This is a genomic window from Microbacterium resistens (genome assembly GCF_031456305.1).
GTDB lineage: Bacteria > Actinomycetota > Actinomycetes > Actinomycetales > Microbacteriaceae > Microbacterium > Microbacterium resistens_A.
Window position 1 is genome coordinate 1 of record NZ_JAVDUM010000020.1, and the last position, 22,346, is coordinate 22,346.

Annotated in this window: 18 protein-coding genes and 1 riboswitch; of the genes, 8 read left to right on the plus strand and 10 right to left on the minus strand. The window is 66.0% G+C overall.

Annotated features, from left to right (window positions below):
* Window positions 1-86: 86 nt before the first annotated feature.
* Window positions 87-1,271 carry an N-acetylglucosamine-6-phosphate deacetylase gene (gene nagA, locus J2Y69_RS17750; RefSeq protein WP_310023262.1) on the minus strand — a complete coding sequence of 395 codons (1,185 nt, stop codon included), beginning with the start codon at window positions 1,269-1,271 and terminating at the stop codon, window positions 87-89.
* The gene (locus tag J2Y69_RS17755; RefSeq protein ID WP_310023264.1) at window positions 1,256-2,800 is read right to left on the minus strand and encodes a beta-N-acetylhexosaminidase; all 1,545 of its coding nucleotides are present in this window, start codon (window positions 2,798-2,800) and stop codon (window positions 1,256-1,258) included. Before J2Y69_RS17755 ends, nagA begins: the two co-directional genes overlap by 16 nt.
* A 97-nt stretch (window positions 2,801-2,897) precedes the next feature.
* Window positions 2,898-2,980, plus strand: a riboswitch (ZMP/ZTP riboswitch).
* A 34-nt stretch (window positions 2,981-3,014) separates the two neighbouring features.
* On the opposite strand from J2Y69_RS17755, the gene glyA reads away from it, so the two are divergent.
* Window positions 3,015-4,289, plus strand: a complete 1,275-nt coding sequence (glyA, locus tag J2Y69_RS17760; protein ID WP_310023266.1) for a serine hydroxymethyltransferase — start codon at window positions 3,015-3,017, stop codon at window positions 4,287-4,289.
* A 235-nt stretch (window positions 4,290-4,524) separates the two neighbouring features.
* A complete protein-coding gene (locus tag J2Y69_RS17765) occupies window positions 4,525-5,409 on the plus strand; it encodes a bifunctional methylenetetrahydrofolate dehydrogenase/methenyltetrahydrofolate cyclohydrolase (RefSeq protein ID WP_310023267.1) in 885 nt (294 codons plus the stop codon).
* Between the two features lie 216 nt (window positions 5,410-5,625).
* Here J2Y69_RS17765 and J2Y69_RS17770 read toward each other — a convergent pair whose 3' ends face one another.
* The gene (locus tag J2Y69_RS17770; RefSeq protein ID WP_310023269.1) at window positions 5,626-6,216 is read right to left on the minus strand and encodes a hypothetical protein; all 591 of its coding nucleotides are present in this window, start codon (window positions 6,214-6,216) and stop codon (window positions 5,626-5,628) included.
* A 21-nt stretch (window positions 6,217-6,237) separates the two neighbouring features.
* Window positions 6,238-6,852, minus strand: coding sequence for a TetR/AcrR family transcriptional regulator (locus J2Y69_RS17775; protein ID WP_310023271.1), 615 nt, complete (start codon window positions 6,850-6,852; stop codon window positions 6,238-6,240).
* A gap of 67 nt (window positions 6,853-6,919) precedes the next feature.
* On the opposite strand from J2Y69_RS17775, the gene J2Y69_RS17780 reads away from it, so the two are divergent.
* Window positions 6,920-7,396, plus strand: coding sequence for a DUF4188 domain-containing protein (locus tag J2Y69_RS17780; RefSeq protein WP_310023274.1), 477 nt, complete (start codon window positions 6,920-6,922; stop codon window positions 7,394-7,396).
* Window positions 7,397-7,439: 43 nt separating this feature from the next.
* Here the strand turns inward: J2Y69_RS17780 and J2Y69_RS17785 are convergent, their stop codons facing one another.
* A complete protein-coding gene (locus tag J2Y69_RS17785) occupies window positions 7,440-9,887 on the minus strand; it encodes a CocE/NonD family hydrolase (protein ID WP_310023276.1) in 2,448 nt (815 codons plus the stop codon).
* 445 nt (window positions 9,888-10,332) lie between these two features.
* Between J2Y69_RS17785 and J2Y69_RS17790 the strand changes: the two genes are divergently transcribed.
* The 5 genes from J2Y69_RS17790 to J2Y69_RS17810 all read left to right on the plus strand — a co-directional run bounded on the left by J2Y69_RS17790 (window position 10,333) and on the right by J2Y69_RS17810 (window position 16,469).
* A complete protein-coding gene (locus J2Y69_RS17790) occupies window positions 10,333-10,686 on the plus strand; it encodes a hypothetical protein (protein ID WP_310023277.1) in 354 nt (117 codons plus the stop codon).
* 1,040 nt (window positions 10,687-11,726) lie between these two features.
* Complete coding sequence (locus J2Y69_RS17795) at window positions 11,727-12,230, plus strand: hypothetical protein (RefSeq protein ID WP_310023278.1); 504 nt, start codon at window positions 11,727-11,729, stop codon at window positions 12,228-12,230.
* A gap of 1,150 nt (window positions 12,231-13,380) precedes the next feature.
* The gene (locus tag J2Y69_RS17800; protein ID WP_310023279.1) at window positions 13,381-13,782 is read left to right on the plus strand and encodes a hypothetical protein; all 402 of its coding nucleotides are present in this window, start codon (window positions 13,381-13,383) and stop codon (window positions 13,780-13,782) included.
* 1,123 nt (window positions 13,783-14,905) lie between these two features.
* Window positions 14,906-15,409, plus strand: coding sequence for a hypothetical protein (locus J2Y69_RS17805; RefSeq protein ID WP_310023281.1), 504 nt, complete (start codon window positions 14,906-14,908; stop codon window positions 15,407-15,409).
* A gap of 661 nt (window positions 15,410-16,070) precedes the next feature.
* The gene (locus J2Y69_RS17810) at window positions 16,071-16,469 is read left to right on the plus strand and encodes a hypothetical protein (RefSeq protein ID WP_310023283.1); all 399 of its coding nucleotides are present in this window, start codon (window positions 16,071-16,073) and stop codon (window positions 16,467-16,469) included.
* Window positions 16,470-16,645: 176 nt separating this feature from the next.
* Here J2Y69_RS17810 and J2Y69_RS17815 read toward each other — a convergent pair whose 3' ends face one another.
* From J2Y69_RS17815 to hpaD, 5 genes are all read right to left on the minus strand, one after another.
* Window positions 16,646-17,377, minus strand: a complete 732-nt coding sequence (locus tag J2Y69_RS17815) for a DUF6882 domain-containing protein (protein WP_310023285.1) — start codon at window positions 17,375-17,377, stop codon at window positions 16,646-16,648.
* 42 nt (window positions 17,378-17,419) lie between these two features.
* Window positions 17,420-18,763 (minus strand): MFS transporter, encoded by a 1,344-nt coding sequence (locus tag J2Y69_RS17820; protein WP_310023287.1) that lies wholly within the window; start codon window positions 18,761-18,763, stop codon window positions 17,420-17,422.
* Between the two features lie 316 nt (window positions 18,764-19,079).
* Window positions 19,080-19,883, minus strand: coding sequence for an HpcH/HpaI aldolase family protein (locus tag J2Y69_RS17825; protein ID WP_310023288.1), 804 nt, complete (start codon window positions 19,881-19,883; stop codon window positions 19,080-19,082).
* Window positions 19,868-20,653, minus strand: a complete 786-nt coding sequence (gene hpaH / locus J2Y69_RS17830) for a 2-oxo-hept-4-ene-1,7-dioate hydratase (protein WP_310023290.1) — start codon at window positions 20,651-20,653, stop codon at window positions 19,868-19,870. The genes J2Y69_RS17825 and hpaH overlap by 16 nt, the downstream gene beginning before the upstream one ends.
* 437 nt (window positions 20,654-21,090) lie before the next feature.
* Window positions 21,091-22,257 carry a 3,4-dihydroxyphenylacetate 2,3-dioxygenase gene (gene hpaD, locus J2Y69_RS17835; RefSeq protein ID WP_310023292.1) on the minus strand — a complete coding sequence of 389 codons (1,167 nt, stop codon included), beginning with the start codon at window positions 22,255-22,257 and terminating at the stop codon, window positions 21,091-21,093.
* Between the last annotated feature and the right edge of the window lie 89 nt (window positions 22,258-22,346).

A 22,346-nucleotide genomic window follows, 5' to 3' on the forward strand; every position in this document is an offset into this window, starting at 1 on the left:
CACGAGTAAGCCTCGCAGACCATGACGACCCCCGTTCTACCGCGAAATCACGCGGCTATGTCAAGAACCCATCCACTCTTTCTGGCCTATAACCCGCGGGAGACGGCTCCGCCCGTCCAGACGCGGGCCACGGACAGATCCGCGCCCAGCAGCACCGCATCCCCGGCGTGGCCGGGGGCGAGGGAGCCGAGGGCGTGGCCGAGTCCGATCGCCCTGGCGGGGGTGGCGGTGAGGGCAAGCACCGCGTCCTCGACGGCGACTCCGGCCTCGACCGCACGGCGCAGCGCGACGTCCTGGGTGAGGGTGGAGCCGGCGATCGATCCGCTGTCGACCCGCGCGACGCCGTCGGTGACGGTGACGCGGAGGGAGCCGAGCACGTAGTCGCCGTCCGCTGATCCCGCGGCCGCCATCGCGTCGGTGACGAGGGCCACGCGCCCCGGAGCCTCGTCGAACACGAGCTTGATCACGTGCGGGTGCAGGTGGATGTTGTCGGCGATCGCCTCGAGCGTCACCCGGTGGTCGGCCGCGGCGGTCAGGACAGGCCCCGGCTCGCGATGGTGGACGGGGCGCATGGCGTTGAACGCGTGGGTCAGGATCGTCGCTCCGGCGTCGAACGCCGCGCGCAGCGTGGCGTCATCGGCGTCCGTGTGCCCGACGGCGGCCGCGGCCCCCGACTCCACCACGAGCCGGATGGCGTCCATGGCGCCGGGGAGCTCGGGGGCGAGGGTGACCTGACGGACCGTCCCGCGTCCGGCGGCCAGCAGGCGCCGCACCTCGTCAGCGGCAGGCGGCCGCAGCAGCTCCGGGTCGTGCGCGCCCTTGTGGCCGGGGTCGAGGAAGGGGCCCTCGAGGTGGGAGCCGAGGATGTCCGGATCCGTGTCGACCAGATCGGCGATCGCGTCGACCGATGCGGCCAGCCGGTCGATCGAGGCCGTCACGAGGGAGATCACCGCCCGGGTGGTGCCGTGCGCGCGGTGCATGGCCCTCGCGGTCCGGATGGCGTCGGCGCCGTCGTCGAAGGCCGCCCCGCCGCCGCCGTGGACGTGGATGTCGACGAAGCCGGGGGCGAGCAGCGCGCCCGGCCCCGCCGCCTCCGTCGCATCGATCGTCCGATCGGTGGGCGTCCAGTCGGATCCCGTGCCTCGGGCGGACACGAGGCCGTCGTCGAAGCGCACCCAGGCGTCGTCGACGATCGTCCCGTCCGAGACGATGCGGGCGGAATGGATGACGAGCGAGCCGCTCGTCGTGCTCTCGGTCAGGCCGTCGGCCATGCGATCTCCTCTGTGGGGTGGAAGTCGATCCCGGCAGTCTTCCATGCCGGTGCGAGGCCGGAGACGCGGGTGCGGAAGGAGTCCCAGGTCCGCTCCGGCGCGTCCTGGCTGGTCCAGGCGATCTCGGCGTGGGCGGCGGCGCGGGGGAACGTCAGCCGATCAGCATCCGCGAGCGAGTGCACCGTCTCGGTCCACAGCGGGGCCTCGACGCCGAGGATCGCGGAGGCGGGGACGCCGCCGATGATCGTCGTCGGCTCCCACCCGTAGGCGTCGCGCAGGGTGACCAGCCCCGCCCAGGAGAGGCCGAGGGGATAGTCCGCCGAGTACTTCATGTCGAGATAGGCGACGTTCGACGGGGACATGATGAGCGCCCCGCCGCGCTCGACGAAGCGCCTGGCCTCCTCGGCGTGCGAGCCCTGGGGCGCCGTGCTGCCCCAGTACTGCCCGACGGTGCCGGTCGCGATGCCGGGGGCGGAGCCCGCCTCGTGCCAGGCGACGGGCGTCTTGCCCGTTTCCACGACGAGCGCGGAGACGCGTTCGACGAAGGAGGCGAAGTCCTCCGCCGTCGTGCCCAGCGACTCGTCGCCCCCGATGTGGAGGTAGGGGCCGGGCGTGAGCGCCGCGATCTCGGTGATGACGTCGCGGACGAAGTCGTCCGTCCGCTCCTCGCCGATCCGCACCGAGGAGTGCCCGACGCCCCATCCGGTGTAGGGCAGGCCGTGGACAGGGAGCGCCTGCCCGAGACGGGCGGCGTCGGCGAGGAGCGCGTCATTCATGACCGGCTCCTCCACGAGGTCCGGATAGGCCGTCCCGACCGCGTGGGTGTGCCCGGGGAGGTCGATCTCCGGGACGATGATCATGTGCCGCGCGGCGGCGTACGCGACGAGGCCGCGGTAGTCGTCCGTGGAGTAGAAGCCGCCGGAGTCGCCGTTCGCGGAGGTCGTCGACGCGCGCTCGGACAGGAGCGGCCAGGCGTCGATGTGGATCCGCCAGCCTTGATCGTCCGTGAGGTGCAGGTGCAGGGCGTTGAACTTCAGGTCCGCGGCGCTGTCGATGTAGCGCTCGACGTCGGCCACGGCGAAGAAGTGGCGCGCCACGTCGAGCATGACGCCCCGGTAGCCGAAGCGGGGGGCGTCCTCGATCTCGACGAGGGGGATCGTCCAGTCGCCGTCGTGCTCCCGGAGCAGCTGGAGCAGCGTGCGGGTCGCGTAGTAGAGGCCGGCCGCGTCGTGCCCGGTGAGCGAGACGCGGTCGGTGACCGACAGGAGGTATCCCTCCGGGGAGGAGACGGCGGGATCGATCGCGAGCACGATGTCTCCGGGGGTCGCATCGGTGGGGCTCGCGTCGGTGTCGCCGGCGGTGTCGGTGACGAGGTGCGGGCGGCCGGTGCGCGCGGTGATGTCGGCGGCGAGCTGCGCGGCGATGGCGGGGACGCCGACGATCCGCGCCCCATCGAGGGCGAGAGCACCTTCTCCACGACGGACCGACGAGGGGTGGGGGACCAGCGGGAGGTGATCAGGCAAGACCATGAACAAAACCTACCGTGCGATGCACATAGGGGACGATCCCCGCGGTCGCGGGCTTCGGGGGGAACGGGCGAGGCGGGGCCGGGGAGGTCGGCTATGCTGTGACCGTCGCGACTGGCGTCTGGGTGGGTCACCACCGGGGAGCGACCGTTACGGATTCGACCGCGCGCCTGGGCCGATGAGGGACCCTTCCGTATCCGTATCAAAGGAGAACGCCATGACCGACCCGTACTTCAACGCGCCGCTCGCCGAGGTCGACCCGGAGATCGCGCAGGTCCTCGAGCGCGAGCTGGCCCGCCAGCGCACGTATCTCGAGATGATCGCGTCCGAGAACTTCGTGCCCGTCTCGGTGCTGCAGTCCCAGGGCTCCGTGCTGACCAACAAGTACGCCGAGGGCTACCCCGGACGGCGCTACTACGGCGGCTGCGAGGAGGTCGACGTCGCCGAGGAGCTGGCGATCTCCCGGGCGAAGGCCCTCTTCGGCTCCGAGTTCGCCAACGTCCAGCCGCACTCCGGCGCGACCGCCAACGCCGCCGTGCTGCACGCGATCGCACGCCCCGGCGACACCCTGCTCGGCCTGTCGCTCGACCAGGGCGGCCACCTCACGCACGGCATGAAGATCAACTTCTCCGGCCGGCTGTACGACATCGTCGCCTATGGCGTGGACGAGGAGACCTCGCTCGTCGACATGGACGAGGTCCGTCGTCTCGCCCAGGAGCACAAGCCCAAGGTCATCATCGCCGGGTGGTCGGCCTACCCCCGTCAGCTGGACTTCGCCGCCTTCCGCGAGATCGCGGACGAGGTCGGCGCCATCCTCTGGGTCGACATGGCGCACTTCGCCGGCCTCGTCGCCGCCGGGCTCCACCCGAACCCGGTGCCGCACGCGCACGTGGTCTCCTCGACCGTGCACAAGACGATCGGCGGACCGCGCTCCGGCTTCATCCTCACCAACGACGCCGACATCGCGAAGAAGATCAACTCGGCGGTCTTCCCCGGCCAGCAGGGCGGACCGCTCATGCACGTGATCGCCGCCAAGGCGACCGCGTTCAAGCTCGCGGCCACGCCGGAGTTCGCGGAGCGTCAGGGGCGTGTGCTCCGGGGCGCGAAGATCATCGCCGACCGCCTGTCGCAGCAGGACGTGAAGGACGCGGGCATCGCGGTCCGCTCCGGCGGCACCGATGTGCACCTGGTGCTCGTCGACCTCCGCGAGGCCGAGATCGACGGCAAGCAGGCGGAGGACCTCCTGCACGAGATCCACATCACGGTCAACCGCAACGCGGTGCCGAACGACCCGCGCCCGCCGATGGTGACCTCGGGTCTGCGCATCGGCACTCCGGCGCTCGCGACTCGCGGGTTCGGCGACGCGGAGTTCACCGAGGTCGCCGACGTCATCGCCCTGGCGCTCCTGCCCGGGGCCGACGTCGAGGCGCTGCGCGCCCGCGTCGACGCCCTCGCCGAGGCGTTCCCGCTCTACCCGGGCCTGACGCAGTAACGACGTCACGCCCGCCGGCGTCCCGTTCGCTCTCGCTCTCTCTCCGCGAGACGGCATCTGCGTTCCGAGACTGCGCGATTCCTGCGCAGTCTCGGAACGCCAGTGCCGTCTCGCGGGCAAGTGCAGTCTCGCGGAGGGGAGCGGCGGGCGGCATGCCGGGATGCGGCGGAGGCAGCAGGCGGGCATACGCACCAGGTGCGCGGACACAGCGTGGGGGAGACGAAAGGACAGGAAGATGACCGCGAGAATCCTCGATGGGAAGGCCGCAGCGGCGGCGATCAAGGCGGAACTCGGTGAGCGCGTGGCGGCGCTGCGCGCGAAGGGCGTCGTGCCAGGGATCGCGACGGTCCTCGTCGGCGCCGACCCCGGCTCCCAGCTCTATGTCGGCATGAAGCATCGGCAGTCCGAGGCGATCGGGATGAACTCGATCCAGCGCGAGCTGCCCGCCGACGCGACGCAGGAGGAGGTCGAGCGCGTCATCGACGAGCTCAACGCCGATCCGTCCTGCCACGGCTACATCGTGCAGCTGCCGCTGCCCGGGCATCTCGACACCGACGCGATCCTGGAGCGGATCGACCCGGCCAAGGACGCGGACGGTCTGCATCCGACGAACCTCGGGCGTCTCGTGCTCAACGTCAACGGGCCGATCGACACGCCGCTGCCGTGCACGCCGCGCGGCGTCATCGAGCTGCTGCTGCGCAACGACTACGACCTCAAGGGGAAGCACGTCGTCGTGGTCGGGCGGGGCGTCACGATCGGGCGCTCGATCGGTCTTCTGCTGACCCGTCGTGAGCTCAACGCGACGGTGACCCTCACGCACACCGGAACCGTCGACATGCCCCGCTATCTGCGGGAGGCGGACGTGATCGTGGCCGCCGCCGGCGTCAAGCACCTCATCCGCGCGGAGGACGTCAAGCCCGGCGCCGCGGTGCTCGACGTCGGAGTGACGAGGGAGATCGACCCCGAGACCGGCAAGGCGAAGGTGCACGGCGACGTGGATCCGGCCGTCGCCGAGGTGGCGGGATGGATCTCGCCGAACCCGGGCGGTGTCGGCCCCATGACGGTGGCCCTGCTGATGACGAACGTCGTCGAGGCCGCGGAGCGCGTCACCCTCTCCTGATCTCCCTCCGCAGCACGCGCCCTGGGTTGCTGCCGTGTCGTGCTTCCTCTCGCGCTGCTGTTTCCTGCTCGCGCTGCGGTGGTTTGCGCAGCGTGAGCAGGGAAGTGCAGCGCGGGCGCAGGAATGAACAGCGCCTGCGGGAAGCTGCAGCGCGAGCAAGAAAGTGCAGCGCAGGCGCGGAAGCGCAGCGCGTGCGGAAAGCGCGGGAGGGGCGAGTCAGCCGAGCTCGTCGAGCATGCGGCGCTGCTCGGGCGTCAGACCGTCCTTCAGCTCCGCACGTCCGGTCGCCGTCGCCGCAGGGTCGGCCGGCGACGCAGCGCTCGCCGCCCCCGAGCCACCCGCGCCCGAGGTACCCGAGCCGCCCGCACCGCGGCCGCTGATCCGCGATTCCGCGGCGTCGTAGAGCTCGCCGGCCTTGTTCTGGATCCGATCGTCGATCTGGTCGTAGATGACCCAGGCGATGAGCAGCATCACCGGCGGGATCACGTACCCCCAGAAGAAGCCGCGCACCGAGACCCCGGTGAAGAAGACGGTGAGGATCCAGACGATCAGCTCGACGACGAAGACGATCCCGTACTGCACGGCCTTCTCGCCGAAGCCGGTGCGGGACAAGGACGACCTCGCCGCGGCACCGCGGAAGGCGCGGGCGAGGAGGGGCTTGATGAGCATCGTCACGGCGGTGAGGACCACGGCCGCCCACAGGACGCTCCAGCCCACGCTCACCGTCGGCAGGAGCAGTCCGATCGCGAGCAGCACGACGACGTTGAAGACGTAGAGCGAGGCGATGCGCACGACGAGGTTTCTCATGCCCTCCAGCGTGACACAGGATCAGATGCGGCGGAAGGACGCCTCCACGGCGTCGAGCACGCGTTCGTAGACCGCCGTCCAATCCGTCTCGGGCGCCGCGACCCGGGCGAGCTCGAGGCTCACGGCGCCGTGCACCTGTGCCCAGACGGCCACGGCGTCGCCGCGGGCCTCCGGTCGGACGGCGGGGGAGTCCTCGCCGGTCCCGGTGCCGGTCAGCGCCCGGGTGAGGGGGAGCAGCGCGTCCTCGGCGCTGGATGGTTCGTCGCAGTCCTTTCCGGAGGAGGACTCGGAGCGGCCGTCGGGCATCGGATGGCTCAATGCCCCGCCGAACATGAGCCGGTACAGCGCGGGGTGGGCGAGCGCCCAGTCTCGATAGGCGAGGCCGAGAGGTCGGAGCCCCGCCCCCTCGGCGGCGCGCTGAGAGGCGCCGAACGAGGCGAAGCCGTGGGCGATCACCGCGGCGAGGAGCTCGGCCTTGCCGCCGAACAGCGCGTAGACCGCGGAGGTGGAGGTCTCGGCGCTGGCGGCGACGTCGCGGAGAGAGACCCGTTCCGGTCCGTCGCGATCCACGATCTCGGCAGCCGCGTCGAGCAGCCGGTCGCGCAGGGTCTCGTCGTAGATCGTGGGTCTTGCCATGCCGTCGATCCTACCGTAACGTCGTTTCGTAACGATGTTAGGTAACAATGTTCTGAAAGGATCGACCATGACCGCACAGGTCTTCCCCGGACGGTTCACCGCGGCGCCCGCTCGTGAGGACGTCACGGTGTTCCTGATCGGAATGCGCGCGAACCGCTGGTGGCAGATCGGCCGGGTCTGGCGAACGGCGAGCAGGATGGCGCCCATGTTGCGTCATCTCGCCGCCCATCCCGAGGCGGGGATGCTGGGTGCGCACAACTGGTTCGGCCGGACGACGATCCTGCTCTCCTACTGGGAGAGCCCGGAGCATCTGCAGCGCTTCGCGGCCGACCGGGACGCGCCCCACCTCGCCGCCTGGCGGGAGTTCATGCGCACGGCACAGGGGTCGGGGAGCGTCGGGGTCTGGCACGAGACGTATCAGGTCCCGGTTGCCGATCTCGAGGCCGTCTACGTGGACATGCCGGCCTTCGGGCTCGCCGCGGCGACCGCGCACGTGCCGGTCTCCGCGGGCAAGAACACGGCCCGTCAGCGTCTGGGACGCTGACGGGCCGTGCCTCATGCCGGACTATGCCGGGTTCGCGGTGTCCTCAGGCGCGGTTCTTCCGGCGCCGTGCGGCGAAGGCCGTTGCGGTGAGGCCTCCGGCGAAGAGGGCGAGTCCGACGATCCACGCGGCCCCGATCTCGCCACCGGTGGCCGGGAGCGCTCCGGTGCCAGGGCCGGATCCGGACGGATCCGACGGCCCGCCGCCCGGGGCCTGCGTCCCGGAGGGCGTCGGCATCGGCGTCGGGCTCGGGCTCGGCGTCGGCTCGACGGCCTTCGGGACCACCTCGAACGATGTGCCGGCGATCGTCGCCCGCCCGGCGGTCAGGGTGACCGCGCGGGTTCCGGTGACGCTGGTCGCCCCCGCGGGGAGCGGGAGGGCGAACGTGCCGTCCGCCCCGGTGCGCACGGCGATCGGCTCACTCGCTCCGTCGACGCCGAGGACGAGGTCGGCGTTCGGGGCGAGGCCCGTGCCCGTGATCGTCTGCGCATCGCCCTCGACCACCGAGGCGGATGCGGCGGCGATCGCCGGTGTGCCCGGAGCGCCCAGCGCGGCGCGGGACGCATCGGTGGCGCCGACCACGGGGAGGGTGATCGAGGTCACCGACGTGTCGACGGTCAGCGCGGTCGAGGTGGGCGGCAGGAGCGAGGTCTCGGTGTCGCTGGACGCGACGAGGAGCGCGAGCGAGTGCCCCGCCGGGATCAGATAGTCCGTCGGCACGAAGGCGAGGGACAGGTCGTACGGCGTGCCGGGGACGACCGCCTCCGTCGTTCGGATGTCGGTCCGGTTCTGCGGATCCGTCCAGGCGCGCGCGATGATGTGGGATGTCCCGTCCGGAGCGCGGTCGGCGATCGCCATCGTGATGTTCGCGGCGGGTCGGTCGATCGCGACGCCGAGCGTCGCGGACGCCGTGCCGCTGAGCCGCAGATCGGTGGCCAGCGGCGCGCTCTGGTAGACGAGCCGGTTCGGCGAGCTCGATGCGTCGACGAGGGTCTGGAGGGAGATCGTGGAGTCGTCCGCGAACGTCGTCGTCTCGACCGCCCCGGTCCGCACCTCCGCCTCCAGTCCGCCGAGGCCGTCGCCGCCGGCGGTCGGATAGAGCGAGACCTCGCCGGCACCGGTGGAGGGCCAGCCGTCCGGCTCGTCGATCCAGGAGTAGTCCTCGCGCTGGACGCGGGCTCCGAGGTCGTTCTCCACGCCGTTCTCGACACCGAACAGGTAGTGCGTGAACCAGCGGTTGAGGTTGGGCTGCCATCCCGATGAGGGGATGTCGTCCCCCAGGGCCGCGGCCTTCTCCGGATCGACCCCGGCGTAGCAGCTGTCGGCGTCGTCGCGGCAGTACGTCAGGTAGGTCTCGATGTTCGCGAGGTTCACGTGCTCCAGCTGGTGCAGGTAGAGCCGGGCGGGCGTGCCCTGCGCGCGAAGCGCCTGGTACCAGTCGGTCGACTGGCTGACGCGCACGTTGAGGTCGCCCATCCCGTGGCCGATCAGGGTCGCCGCGTGCACGTTGCCGGTCCAGTTGAGCAGGTTCCGCTCGTCCCAGAAGTCGTTGTAGTCGCCCGAGGCGCGGTTCTCCTGCTCGACGAACTCCTGGGCGGTCCCGGTGCACGTCGCGATGTCCTGGTCGTCGGTGAGGAGGGCGAGGACGTAGTTGTCCAGGTCTTCGCCCTGGTACCCCTGCGGCCCGTACATGCCGCCGGCCACGTGGTAGTAGTCGTAGAAGTTCGACACCGGAGCCATCGGCGCGATCGCCTCGAGGCCCTCGACGCCGGTGGTGGCGGTGAGCAGTGGCAACGCCCCGTCATAGGACGTGCCGGTCATGCCGACCTTGCCCGCCGACCAGTCGGCGGCCGTGACGGGGTTTCCCGAGGCGTCACGAGCGGTGACGCCCGCCTCGCCCGTCAGCCACTGGATGACGGCCTTGTTCGCCTCCGCCTCGTCCCGGTTGAGCATCTGCGGGCACCCGGAGGACAGGTTCGTGCCGAGCGTGGAGACCGCCATGAACGCGAATCCGCGCGACAGCCAGTACGTCCCTCGAGGGGACGGATAGTCGGAGTCTGCGTCGCCCGGACGGTTCCAGGTGCCGAAGGCCGGCTCGGGGACCGGCTGGCTCGGATCCCAGAGCTCACGGTAGGGGTCGTGCTGCGGCACGGCCTTGATCCCGCCGTAGTAGGGGCTGGCCGCGATGACGGTGGGGACCTTCGCCCCGTCCTTCGCGACGTTCGGGACCTGCAGGACGGCGTACAGCTCGTCCGGCGCCCCGTCGTGGTCGGTGTCGACGGAGGTCTTGATCCAGATCTCGCTCTTCGTCACGTCGTTGGGGTCGAGGGTCGCCTGCGCCTCGCCGTCCACGACGGTCGGCTGATACGGGGTGTCCGGCGGTGCGTTCTCCGGGGCGGCCAGGGCGGATGGCGCCCCGGCGAGGACGGCCGCGGCCGTGGCCGCGACGAGGGTGAGGCCGGCGAGCGCACGGCGGGGGTACACGGAAATCACGGAACTCCTTCGGTCCGATGAGAGAGGCGGTGCGTTGTGCGCTGCCTCGACGTGTGTCGACACACCCGCCCCACGATAGCGAGCCTGCGGCGGTCACCGCGACGGTGCGCCAGGAAGTCGTCAACGGTCGGGAACCGTCCTCCGCACACCCACTAAGGGGGACTACGCAGGTAATCCTCAGCGCCTGGAGTCACGATTCTCCCGATTTTCCGCGGAACTCGTCGCCGCAGACGACGGGTCGCGCCGCCCCGTCCGGCCGATGGTCGTGCCGGTTCGCGTCCTTATGCCATTCTTCGGACATCGACGAGCGGCTTGCTGAAGACGACACGCGCGCAGAACAGATGACCGATACGAGAGTCCATCGTCGAACGAAGGTTTTCTCGTTCGCGCCGCCCATCGGGCGGTCGGTTCTCGTCGCCGTCTCGCACGGTGCAGAAGGGGTGCCATGCGCGCCAAGCCCGTGTACGCCATCGTCGCCGCATCGCTCGCCGCCGTCCTCGCGGCGAGCCCCGCAGAGGCGGTGCCTGTTTCCCCGTCACCGCTGACCAGGGAGCTGGCGGCGGCCCGCGCGACCGAGGTCCCCTCTGACGCGGTATCCGAGTCGTCGGAGGCGGATCGGGCCTCGGTCGAGGCGACCGCGTTGGCCGTCTCCTCGGGGGAGCCGGCGGTGGTCGAGGAGCTGACGACGCCGACGACGCTGACGACCGCGCTCCCGGATGGGACGATGCAGCTCGAGGAGTCGACGGTCCCCGTCCGAGTCGATCAGGGCGGTGCGTGGGTCCCGGTCGACACGAAATGAAGAAAGTAATAGTCGCGCTGTTGACTATTTCAATAGTTGCTGTAGTGGCGATTTTTGTTACTTTTATCGCAGTTCGGGCGCCTATATTGCGCCTAGATTCTCCTGGCGATCAATTGGAATTTCCGATAACCTGGATTTCGGATGGTTCAATAGAAAAGGAGATGTCCATACAGATAAGCGAGAATGGTAACGCCGAAGTTGCCAATCTCATTGTGGGTTCCGTGGATCGACAGGAAGATCAGACGGTATGTGTCCGTCGAGTACGGGAATTGGTTCAAGGACGCGTTCAGTGGGAACAGAACGGTGCCAGTATCAGAATTCATTCTGAGACAGGGGATTCGATCATATTTCCGGATAACGGAAAGTTTGGCTCCGTCGATTGGAGTGAAGCTACATTGCCCATCTGCGGACAGGATCCGATTAGTTTTTCGGTCATTTCCATTCGAAAGTAGTTAGCAATTCACCTCCCTTGCGGCAAAACTGTGGGTGGTTCGCTATTGTAAGCCCAGTCGATCGATTGAGACCGTTGGATGATAAGAAATAGGGTTGTGCGAATCGTGTGTGCCCTAGCAGTAGTTGGTCTTATGGCTTCTCTTAGTGCTTGTAGCCGGGAGAGGTCGTCGGTGCAAAGGGCTCACGCTAGTGACCTTGTCGGCGAATGGACTGTATCGGTCGACGAGGAGAGCTCTGTCACTCTAAATGAAGATGGCAGTCTTGAAGCACGTTCATGGCCCAGAAGTCTGATGTGCAGAAAGCAGGAGGGTGGTAGTGAGCATGTGTCGTTTACGGGTACGTGGTCGGTATCGGAACCTGGAGCGGCCCAAACTATGTCCTTGAGATTTGGTGGCGAATGTGCGGCGGCAACTGCATTCGGAATATTGGAGGAGACTAGGGGTGGTGATCTTGAGATCGGATTTTACCCTCCAGGTGCTGATCTGGACGGTTTCCCGACTCCGTATGCCTTCCTTCGCAAGACAACGCCGTTGGGTACAGGATAGGTGGTTGGCAGGACCAGTTGGAGCACCTTCTAGAAGGAGTTATTGGTTGTGATCCACGGTAAGCGTCTTCAGTTCGGTCGCGTTTGGGTCTTTGTTGTCTTCACCCTAGGACTCATCGCGGCAATTCTCGCCGTCATTTGGTACGGATGGGTGCGCTGGAGTTTTTACAGTCCGGAGGGTATGCAGCTTCCTGCGACATATCGACTCGTTGACCCCGATAACGGCGCACATCTACTCGATGCCTGGATTGTTCTGAACGCCGATCGCTCGGCACAAGTTTCTGCTGTCGATGTTGGCGTTCTCGGGCAGACCCAATCCACGACAGTGTGTCTTGATGGCCAACAAGGTGTGGTGGCGGTAACAGATTCGGCAGCTACCTGGGCATTTGTCGACGGCAATACGATTGTAATTCGAACCAAGGATGGTGAAATGGTCGTGGCTGCGCGCCTGGAAAGATTCTCGATCGCTCATTGGGATTCGTTGACAACATATACCTGCGACGAAGGTGTGAAATGGTGGGACCGACGTATGTTCTCGGGTCTATGAGATACTCGACGGCCGCTCTTGATCCAGGTCGTGCTGGGAGCGCACGAGGCCCACTTTTGGCTTGTGTGGGCGCGTTCCTGCTTCTCGTCACGGGTTGTTCTGATGTATCGGGGCCCGCGCGCGATGTGTCCGAGGAGGACATCGTGGGCAGTTGGGTTGTGAAAGGTGACCCTGGGGCGGCGACGCTGCGACTGGATGCCGGAGGACTAGCTACTGGGACGGGTTGGCCAAACCAGCTTGCATGTTATGACGCACATTTGCGAGATACGGAGGGGATTGACTGGTCCGATCGCGGATCTTACTCGGGGAGTTGGAAAGCTAGAGATAAGTATCCAGAGCACATAGGTATTTCTCTTAGGCAGCCGTGCATCGGCAGTGTTAACGTGATTGCCTGGGAGCTTCCGGACGGAAGCATAGTTCTTAAGCTGGGCATTGGGGATCCAGATAGCATAAGCGAGAAAGACAATATCTTCTTGGTTCGAGCTGAGACTCGCGATTAAGACCCCGCCCCAGTGCGCCACGGATCACGGTAGGAGGGTGTAAATGCTAGACCGTATTGAAAAGACGGCGGTAGTATCCATGTCCTCTGGACTATTGCTGGTCGGGCCGACTGCCTGTTGGTATCTTCCTGGTGTTTCCCGCGACGTTCCAATTTCAGTTGGCAAGATGGGGTGGAAGTTCAGATGAACGGGAGCTTGATTCCTGCTATATGTCTTATAGTTGTTGGCATTATCTTTGCCGTGGCTCATCGTCCGATTCACGATGCCATTGAAAAGGCGGGGCGTAAGGCATTCAAAGATGAGGCCGATATGTTCTTCGCGGTTAGGACCGGTCCATGGGTCATTGTAATGGTCGGCTGTCTTTGGATTCTCCTTGGCCTTGTCTTGATTCTATTGCCGTTCCTCGGATTCGAACCACGTCCTCGTGGGTAATCGGTAGCTGCGGTTCGAGTCGGAAGTAGTTGCGGCGAGAAAAGGACTGGGTCAAGGGCATGGGGCATAGGCGCAGAGGGGCGGGGGCTGTGTTTGGCCCGCGCTCCCGCCTACACCGGGCGGCAGAATCTTCGGGATCAAACGGCCGCGCGGAATCCAAGATAGTGAGTACGAGCAGAGGTTTTCGCGTGCGATGGATATCCACAACATTGTCCATAGTGGTGGCAAATACCCTATTTGGGGCGGTACTCGGAATCGGATATGCATTCTATATCTATCGGTTTGGAGACATTTCTCTAAGCTACGCGATTGAGCAAGGAACCTTTCAATCCTATGCGCTCGGAAGTGCCGTTTTTGGAATGCTTGTCGTCTCGCCAATCAGTGTCTTTGCTGTTTGGTTGTTTCGCAAGCGCGTCGATCGCATCTTCATGGCAGCATCCTCTGGTCCGTTGATCGCATCTCCTCTTAGCTTTCTGGCGGTCTGGACATATCCGCAAAGTATCCTCTTCTTTGTGGCATCCGGGGTTGGAGGCGCGCTTTTTTCAATCATGACGTTGAGGGTGTTTCGATCATTCTTGCGAATCACGGATAGACGCAGGATCGGCGCGAAAGATGAGTGAATGAGGATCCACGTCCTTCTCTTGCTTCACGTAGGAGCTGCAACTCCAAGTGTTCCAGGTTTCCTGGTGAATGGCAGTTGTGCAGCAGCGCTATCTAGTGGGACTCGGTGACGGAGGAGGGATTCGAGTGAAAGCTGCTCTGAGAAGTGGAATCTCCACCGGATTTGGAGGCGGATGTAGTGTGACGGGATCCTGGTCATGATAGATAGTCAGATCTTCAGAAATCTCTTGCCAGCTATAGTCTTTATTGTTGTCGGCATTGTTATTATCTCCGCGCATCGACCGATTTTTCGCTTCTACATTTTCGCTAGTCGTCGGGTGTTTAAAGACCGATTTTTTCTTTCCGCCACGATCGGGGCCTTGGGTCGTTGTCATGGTTGGATGTATATGCATCTTGTTTGGACTCATTACCTTCGGAATACCGTTCCTCGGATTCGAACCACGTCCTCGTGGGTGATCTCCTTGGGGGGCTCGCTAAGGACTGGTCGGCGCTCGAGGATCCATATGAGACCGATTTAGGTGTGTTCTGGCTTGATGCGACCGCGGAAGGCGAAATAGTAGGCGAGGCGATCTATCAACGGATGCATGGTGGGCAATGATTTGGACGGAGTGCGGATGAAAGCTCGATTAGCTTTTCTGGCTTGTGTGGGCGCGTTCCTGCTTCTCGTCACTGGTTGTTCTGATGCATCAGGGCCCGCGCGCGAAGTAACTAAAGAAGACATCGTGGGCAGTTGGGTTGTGAAAGATGACCCTGGGGCGGCGACGCTGCGACTGGACGCTGACGGTTTAGCTACCGGAACAGGTTGGCCAAACCAGCTTGCATGTTACGACGCACATTTGCGAAATACGGAGGGGATTGATTGGTCGGATCGGGGATCGTACTCGGGGAGTTGGAAAACTAGAGATAAGTATCCAGAGTACATATGGATTTCCTTTAAACAGCCGTGCATGGGCAGTGTCAACATGATCGCTTGGGAGCTTCCGGACGGAAGCATATCTCTTATTCTTGGCATTGGGGATCCGGACAGTATAAGCGAGAAAGACAACCTCTTCTTGCTTCGAGCTGAGGCTCGCGACTGAGACTCCGGTCCGGCGTGCCACGAATCACGACAGGAGGGCGCAAATGCTAGACCGTTTCGAGAGGGCGGCGGTAGTATCCATGCTCTCTGGACTATTGCTTGTTGGGTTGACCTCGTGTTGGCTTCTTCCCGGTGTTCCCCTCGACGTTCCAATTTCGGCAGGCAAGATTGGTGACTCACTTGCCATGAGCTGGTGTGCTCGAACGGCTGAGGTTACCAGCTTGAAAGTGTTCTATGCGGAGGAGCTCGTACTGGAGGTATATGGCAATGAAGTCCTAGAGGATCGGAGCTCGTTGGCCCTTGATGATCTGGTGGACGGCTGGCGGATCGAAAGCGGTGACATAGCGAAGTTGCGTGAGCTCGACGGCGTGACACGGATTGGGATCATCGTGACATACGAAGATTCGTATTCTGAGCGGGGCTCACTTATGGCTGGATTCAGATCGTCTGATGGAGAGAGGTTCGAAAGCTGGCCGGCAGGGAAATGGATATGGGCAGAGGGTACAGTTTCCGAGGATCCATGTGGAATGGCCAGTGCGCGGGGGTAACAGGTAGCATGAGAATACACTCTTCCAGGGGAATCTATCGCGTGTTGTCGACGACGGCTCTCGCTTCTCTGGCTTCTCTTGCACTCACGGGTTGTCTCCCTGGCCCTGTGCGTCCGGTCTCTCTGCATAAGACGTCGAGCGGACTTGAGGCCGCGTTGTGTGTCGGGCCGGTGGAGGTGACTGGAATATCTGTAAGCTATCGCGAGGAAGGCGCGGACTGGGTCACGTCGATGGAGACGTTCGCTTCCTCGCCTACGGAACGGATAGGTGATGGAGGAACGATCGAGCTGGGTGTTCCTTTTGGAGGTATGAACTTTTCCACCCTGAGCGCTTTGCCGGATGTGGAAGAGTACGAGAACTTCACTGTTCGCATCGGATATCGAGTCGACGGTAGTCGCGAATTTCAGTATGTTTGGCCGTACTTCAGTCGGCTGGATCTTGGAAGGCTTGGTCCGGACGACTACCTATACGAAGACGGACAAATCGGATCGACTCCCTGCGGGATGAGTGGTCAGTAGAAGAGGCTGCCAGTGCCGGAAGCGCTCCGACAAGAGGCGATGCGGATGGTTTGTGAAACTTTACTCTCCAGTGGATTGGTGATGAGATGAAGAGGCGATGGTGGCTACTCGTCGCAATTATCTTAGGGCCGCCCATTCTCGCGATGTCCATTCTCGCGATACTTTTCGCGCCTCAATCATCGCGTTCGGCCTTTGATGAGCAGATGAAGTATCCAGTTGTGTGGCGGATCGCCTACTATGAGGATAGCGAGCCTTGGAAAGATGTTCGGGTCACGCTATACGAGGACGGCTCGGCCTCGTTGCGGGACGCGCCTGGAGGTGAAATTCGTGCCTCGGGCAAGGAGAAATGCGTGGCGGCGTCGGGTGAGTTGTACTCTGGTGACGCGAAATGGGCGAGTGATGATCGCGGGAGAATTGTTGTCACATATCCCGGTGGAAATGTTCTTATTATTCCTCGTCTTGGCAGGTTTGGTACGTATGACTGGCACAGTGTAGGGCAGGAGCTCTGCGACGGAAACCTTGTCATGTTTGCCACAGACTAGATTGCCGTGATTCCAGCGTAGGGAGACGGTCTGTCAGTGAAGAAGGCAGTGGCAACGATCGTGATTCTCGCCGTTGTTGCCGTCGTGGCCATCTTTGGCTCTGTCATTGTCGTTTGCGCGCCTCTTGCGTCCGGATTCTTCTCTCGGTTGTATCCGCCCGGAAGTAGCGACAGCTCTCAGCCCTGCGGCGCTCCGGTGAGCGTGCTCTCGATTCCGGCGATGCGGGCCTGCTCGTCGAAGCGGAAGGTCGCGGATCCGGAGCTGTCGGAGACGATCGCGCCGGAGTAGGCCTCGTCTGTCCACTGCAGGTTCCAGCCCGCGAGGCGGGCGAGGTCCCACACCGAGGTCCGGGGGTCCGTGGGCGTGACAGCGGCGAGGATCCGGGGGAGCGCGGTGACCGCAGCCGCGACGGTGAGCGGCGGGAGCGGGGCGTCCAGCACGAACACGGCTCGCGTGCCGCCGCCGACCGGCGCCGAGTAATAGGGGGAGCGTCCGGTGATCTCCACCGCGACCGCTCCGACCTCGTGCGCTGCCTGCTCGATCCAGCCGTCCACGTCCTCGCCGATGTCGGTCGGGAGGGGCAGCTCGGCCTCGGACAGCGCGGCGATCCCGTGCGTCGTGCCGTAGTCGCGCAATGCCGCGGAGACGCCGGCGCCGTCGCCCTGAGGATGCGCCCAGGCCCAGAGCAGCGACCTCGGGCCGGGCGCGATCGTCGCGACGAGGTGCGCCCTGGTCGCGAGCTGCCTGCTCGGATCGTCCTTCGCCGAGAAGGTCAGCGTCCCCGCGGCGATGTCGGCGTCCCAGCGGTGCTCGCCGAGGGCGTCGGTCGCGGCGACCAGGGCGTCCTGACGGAGGGCGACGAAGAGGGCGGCACGGTCGGCGAGGGGAGCGAGGACGTCGAAGCTCATGGCGACAGTCTCGCCCGCCAAGCTATGAAAACGCCAGGCCGGTCAGCGCTCGACCGCGCTCGGCACCCTGCCCATCCGCCACACGCTCGGCACGAGCACCGTCGCCAGCGCGACCGTCGCGTAGTCGACCGCCGACCCGAGGAGGAGGGTCGTCGGATCGACCCTGCTGATCAGCCAGCCGAAGACGAGGGTTCCGACCGGCATCGCGACGAAGCTCCCCAGCATGTCGTAGCTGGAGACGCGCGAGAGGCGATCGAGCGGGATGTTCTCCATCATCGCCACGTTCCAACCGGTGCTGAAGACCTCGATCCCGGCCCCGGCGATGAAGGCGGCGATCGCGACGAGCACCACGGCCGGATGCAGGCCGAGCAGGGCGAGCGGGATCGCGAACAACGCCATCCCGAGTATGCCGAGCCGCAGCGGTCGACGCAGCGGCACCCACATCAGGATGAGCGTCATCACCAGCACGCCTGCGCCCTCCGCGCTGAGCACCCATCCCCAGCCTGCGATCCCGAGGAGCGGCTCGTTCCGGGCGATGTAGGGGCCTGCGACGCCCCAGGCCCCGATGTGCACGGCGTTGAGGACCATGAACGCCAGGACGACCGTCCACAGCCACGGTCGCATCCAGAACTCGCGCCAGCCATCGTGCAGGTCGCGCACCATCGAGGTCCGCTCGCCGCGGACGGGAGGTGGGAGGCGGACCATCGCGAGGAGCGGGATCGCGAACGCCCAGCCCGCGGCCTGCACGACCATCGCCCAGGCCGGTCCCGCGGTGGCCACGAGGACCCCGGCGATCACCGGTCCGATGATCGTCACAGCCGAACGCACGAAGGAGAGCATGGCGTTGGCCTGCTGCAGATGGGCCGGGGTGGTGAGCTGCGGGATGATCCCCTGCATCGCCGGCATCACGAACGCCGACGAGGCGCCGTTGAGCGAGGCCAGCGCCGCGAGGAGCGGGACGGTCGCGCTCCCGCTGAACATCAGGGCTGCCATCGCGCCGATCGAGAGGATGTCGATCACGTAGCAGCTCTGGATGATGAGCGCGCGCGGCAGACGATCGGCGACCACCCCGCCGAGGAGGAGGAACACGATGTTGGCGACCGTGTAGGCGGTCAGCACGATCGACAGGGATCCGGCGTTGTTGTCGATCTCCAGCACGGCGAAGGCGAGTGCGATCGACGACATCGACCCGGTGATGAGCGTGAGCGCCCTCGCCAGGAAGAACCACCGGAAGCCGCGGTCGCCGAGAGCCGCGAGCCCCCGCATCAGATCGTCCTGCTCGCGCTCATGACCGACCAGCCTATCGGGGAGGTGGTTGACGGGCGAGGCGCGATGGGTGTGCGGGTGGGCGGAGACCGCGGGTAGGCGGGGGCGGGGTGCCGTCATTGCACGGGTGCACGACGATGGCACGGGTGCACGACGGGGCCGGGTGATTTGTCGTGCACCCGTGCCGGGATCGTGCAGGTGTGCGCGGCCGAGGTGTACACGGGCAGAGGAATGTTGCGGGTGGGCATCGTGATAGTACGGATGCACGACGGTGGCACGGATGCACGACGGATCCGGGTGATTTGTCATGCACCCGTGCCGGGATCGTGCAGGTGTGCACGGCCGAGTGAGGAATCGGTCCCGGACGATCCACGGAACGTCACGGAAGCCCACGGAACATGTCGGGCCGTGAGTCACCCGATCGGAGCCCCGGGGGTCAGTAGCTCTCGCGATCGGTTCCGTCGGAGGCGGGGATGAAGCGTGCGGCGAGGGACTCGGAGGCCCGGGCGAGGAGGGCGACGTCTGCGCCGACGGCCACGAAGTCGGCGCCCTGGGCGATGTAGGCATCGGCAGCGACCGGATCGAAGGCGTTGACGCCGACGGGCTTGCCCGCGGCCTTCACCGCGGCGAAGGTACGTGCGACGGCGTCCAGCACCTCCGGATGCGTCTGCTGGCCGAGATGCCCCAGGGACGCGGCGAGGTCGGACGGGCCGACGAAGACCGCATCGACCCCGTCGACGGCGGCGATCTCGGCGGCCGCCTCGACGCCAGCCGCGTTCTCGACCTGCACCGTGAGCGACGTGTGCAGGGCGGAGTCCTGCAGGTATCCGTCGACGCGGTTCCACCGGGCGCTCCGGGCGAGGGCGCTGCCGACCCCGCGGACCCCGTCGGGCGGATAGCGCACGGCGCGCACGGCGGCACGGGCCTCCTCGGCGGAGGACACCATCGGCACCAGCAGGTTCTGGGCGCCGAGGTCGAGGACCTGCTTGATCGCCACGACGTCGTTGAAGGGCACCCGGACGACCGGCACGATCGGGTACGCGGCGGCGACCTGCAGCTGCACCAGGACCGACTCCAGGGTGTTCGCGGAGTGTTCCATGTCGATCAGCAGCCAGTCGAGCCCGGAGCCCGCGGCGACCTCGGTCACGAGCGGACTGCCCGAGCACGCCCACATGCCGATCAGCGGTCGGGCAGCGCTGGACAGCCGCTCGCGGAAGGACGGGTCTAGATGAAGCGGCATGTGATGGTTCCCATCGGTCCGTAGTCGCACAGCACGCTGTCGCCGCGCGAGACCCACATCGGCCGGGTGAAGGACCCCGCCAGGATGATCTCGCCGGCCTCCAGCCGTGCGCCGTGCTGGTGGAACTTGTTCGCCAGCCACGCGACGCCCGTGGCCGGATGGTTGAGGACGCCGGCGGCGACGCCCGTCTCCTCGATCGTCTCGTTGCGGTAGAGCATCGCCGACACCCAGCGCAGGTCGATCTGGTCCGGCCGCATCGGGATGCCGCCGAGCACCATGCCGCCGTAGGCCGCGTTGTCCGAGATCGTGTCGACGATCGTCCGGCCCTCGAGCTCGATGTGCGAGTTGAGCACCTCGAGGGCGGGGGTGACGTACTCCGTCGCGCGCAGCACGTCGAAGAGCGTGCAGTGCGGTCCCTCCAGCGGCTCCTTCAGGACGAAGGCGAGCTCGACCTCGATGCGCACGTTGGAGAAGTCGTCGAACGGGATCTGCGCGCCGTTCTCCCACACGGTGTCGTCGAACATCACGCCGTAGTCGGGCTCGGTGATGCCCGTGGCCTGCTGCATCGCCTTGGAGGTCAGGCCGATCTTGCGCCCGACGAGACGGCGCCCCGCCTCGATCTGCGCATCTCGCCACACGCCCTGGATCGCATAGGAGTCCTCGACGGTGGCATCCGGATACCGTGCCGTGATGCGCGGGATGACGCTGTGGGCGCGATCGGCCTCGGCCAGCTCCGCGGCGATCTGCGCGATGGTCTCGGGGGTGAGCATGGGGCCATCCTTTCTCATACGGTCTCGGTTCGCACCCTTGGCGGGGCGGGGCCTGCGGTCTATGTCCGTGTTCGGCGTCCGTGTCCGGCGTCCGTGTCCCACTTCTGGTCGTCGATTCGGGGCTGGAGGACAGAGAGTGGGACATGGTGCGCCAAAAGTGGGACACGGTGGGGCTGCCTGCGGACGGGTGGCGGGAGTTTCCTCGCGTGGCGGGAGTGGTCGTTCTGAATGGTCCGCCATCCGGGGGATCTCCATGCAGGTAACGCATGCCCCCCGGTCCCGCCAGCTGAGGCATGCCGACCGGTCCCGGACGGTCCCGACCCGGACGGTCCCGACCCGGACGGTCTCGACCCGGTCCCGATCCAGACGGACCCACCCGGACCCGGACCCGGACCCCGCCCGGACCCGGCCCACCGATTCCCCGGACGGGCCGCCGGCTAGAGCTGGTGGCCGAGCTTGTACTCGCCCTGCTTCCACTCCGGCATGGGCTCCTCACCCTCGGCCTTGCGGGTGTACGAGAAGCCGTCCGCGCCGATGGTCACGGCCATCTCGCTGCTGTCGGTGCGGGCGATCACCGGCTGCGGGTTGCCGTCGAGGTCGAGCACGAGCGAGGCCTCGGTGTACCAGGACGGCACGACCGGGTTCCCCCACCAGTCGCGGCGCTGGTTGTCGTGCACGTCCCAGGTGATGACGGGGTTGTCGGGGTCGCCGGTGTAGTAGTCCTGCGTGTAGATCTCGACCCGGTGGCCGTCGGGGTCGCGCAGGTAGAGGTAGAACGCGTTCGAGACGCCGTGGCGGCCGGGTCCGCGCTCGATCGCGTCGGAGCGGCGGAGGGCGCCGAGCTTGTCGCAGATCGCGAGGATGTTGTGCTTCTCGTGCGTGGCGAAGGCGACGTGGTGCATGCGGGGGCCGTCGCCTCCGGTCGCCGCCGTGTCGTGCACGGTGGGCTTGCGGCGCATCCAGGCGGCGTACACCGTCCCCTCCTCGTCCTGGATGTCCTCCGTCACCCGGAAGCCGAGGTCCTGGTAGTGGCGCACGGCGCGGGGGACGTCCGGGGTCACCTGGTTGAAGTGGTCCAGGCGCACGAGCTCGCCGGGGGTGTGCAGGTCGTAGCGCCAGGAGAGCCGCTCGACGTGCTCGGTCTGGAAGAAGAACTCGTACGGGAAGCCGAGCGGGTCGACCACGCGCACCGAGTCGCCGATGCCCTTGACGAAGCCGGACTCCGCGCGCCGGACGTCGCAGCCGAGCTCGGTGTAGAACTCCACGGCCCGGTCCAGGTCCGCAGGCGTCCGCACGCGGTACGAGAACGCGGCCACCGCGGCGACGGGGCCCTTGCGGAGGATGAGGTTGTGGTGGATGAACTCCTCCGTCGAGCGGAGGTAGACCGCCTCGTCGTCCTCCTCCGTGACGTACAGACCCAGCACGTCGACGTAGAACTGCCGCGAGGCGGCGAGATCCGTAACCACGAGCTCCATGTAGGCGCAGCGGAGGATGTCCGGCGGCGTCGCGGCCGGGGTCGGCACCGGGTTGTCCGAGCGGATCGGGGCCTCCTGCGAGACGTAGTAGCCCGAGGAGGTGAGGGTCATTTCTTCACGGTTGGTCATGATGTCAGCGTCCTTGCTTGAGCGTCGGATGCTCCCGTCGCGATCTCTGCCGCATCGACGTGCGGTGGGCGGCAGAGATCGCGACGGGA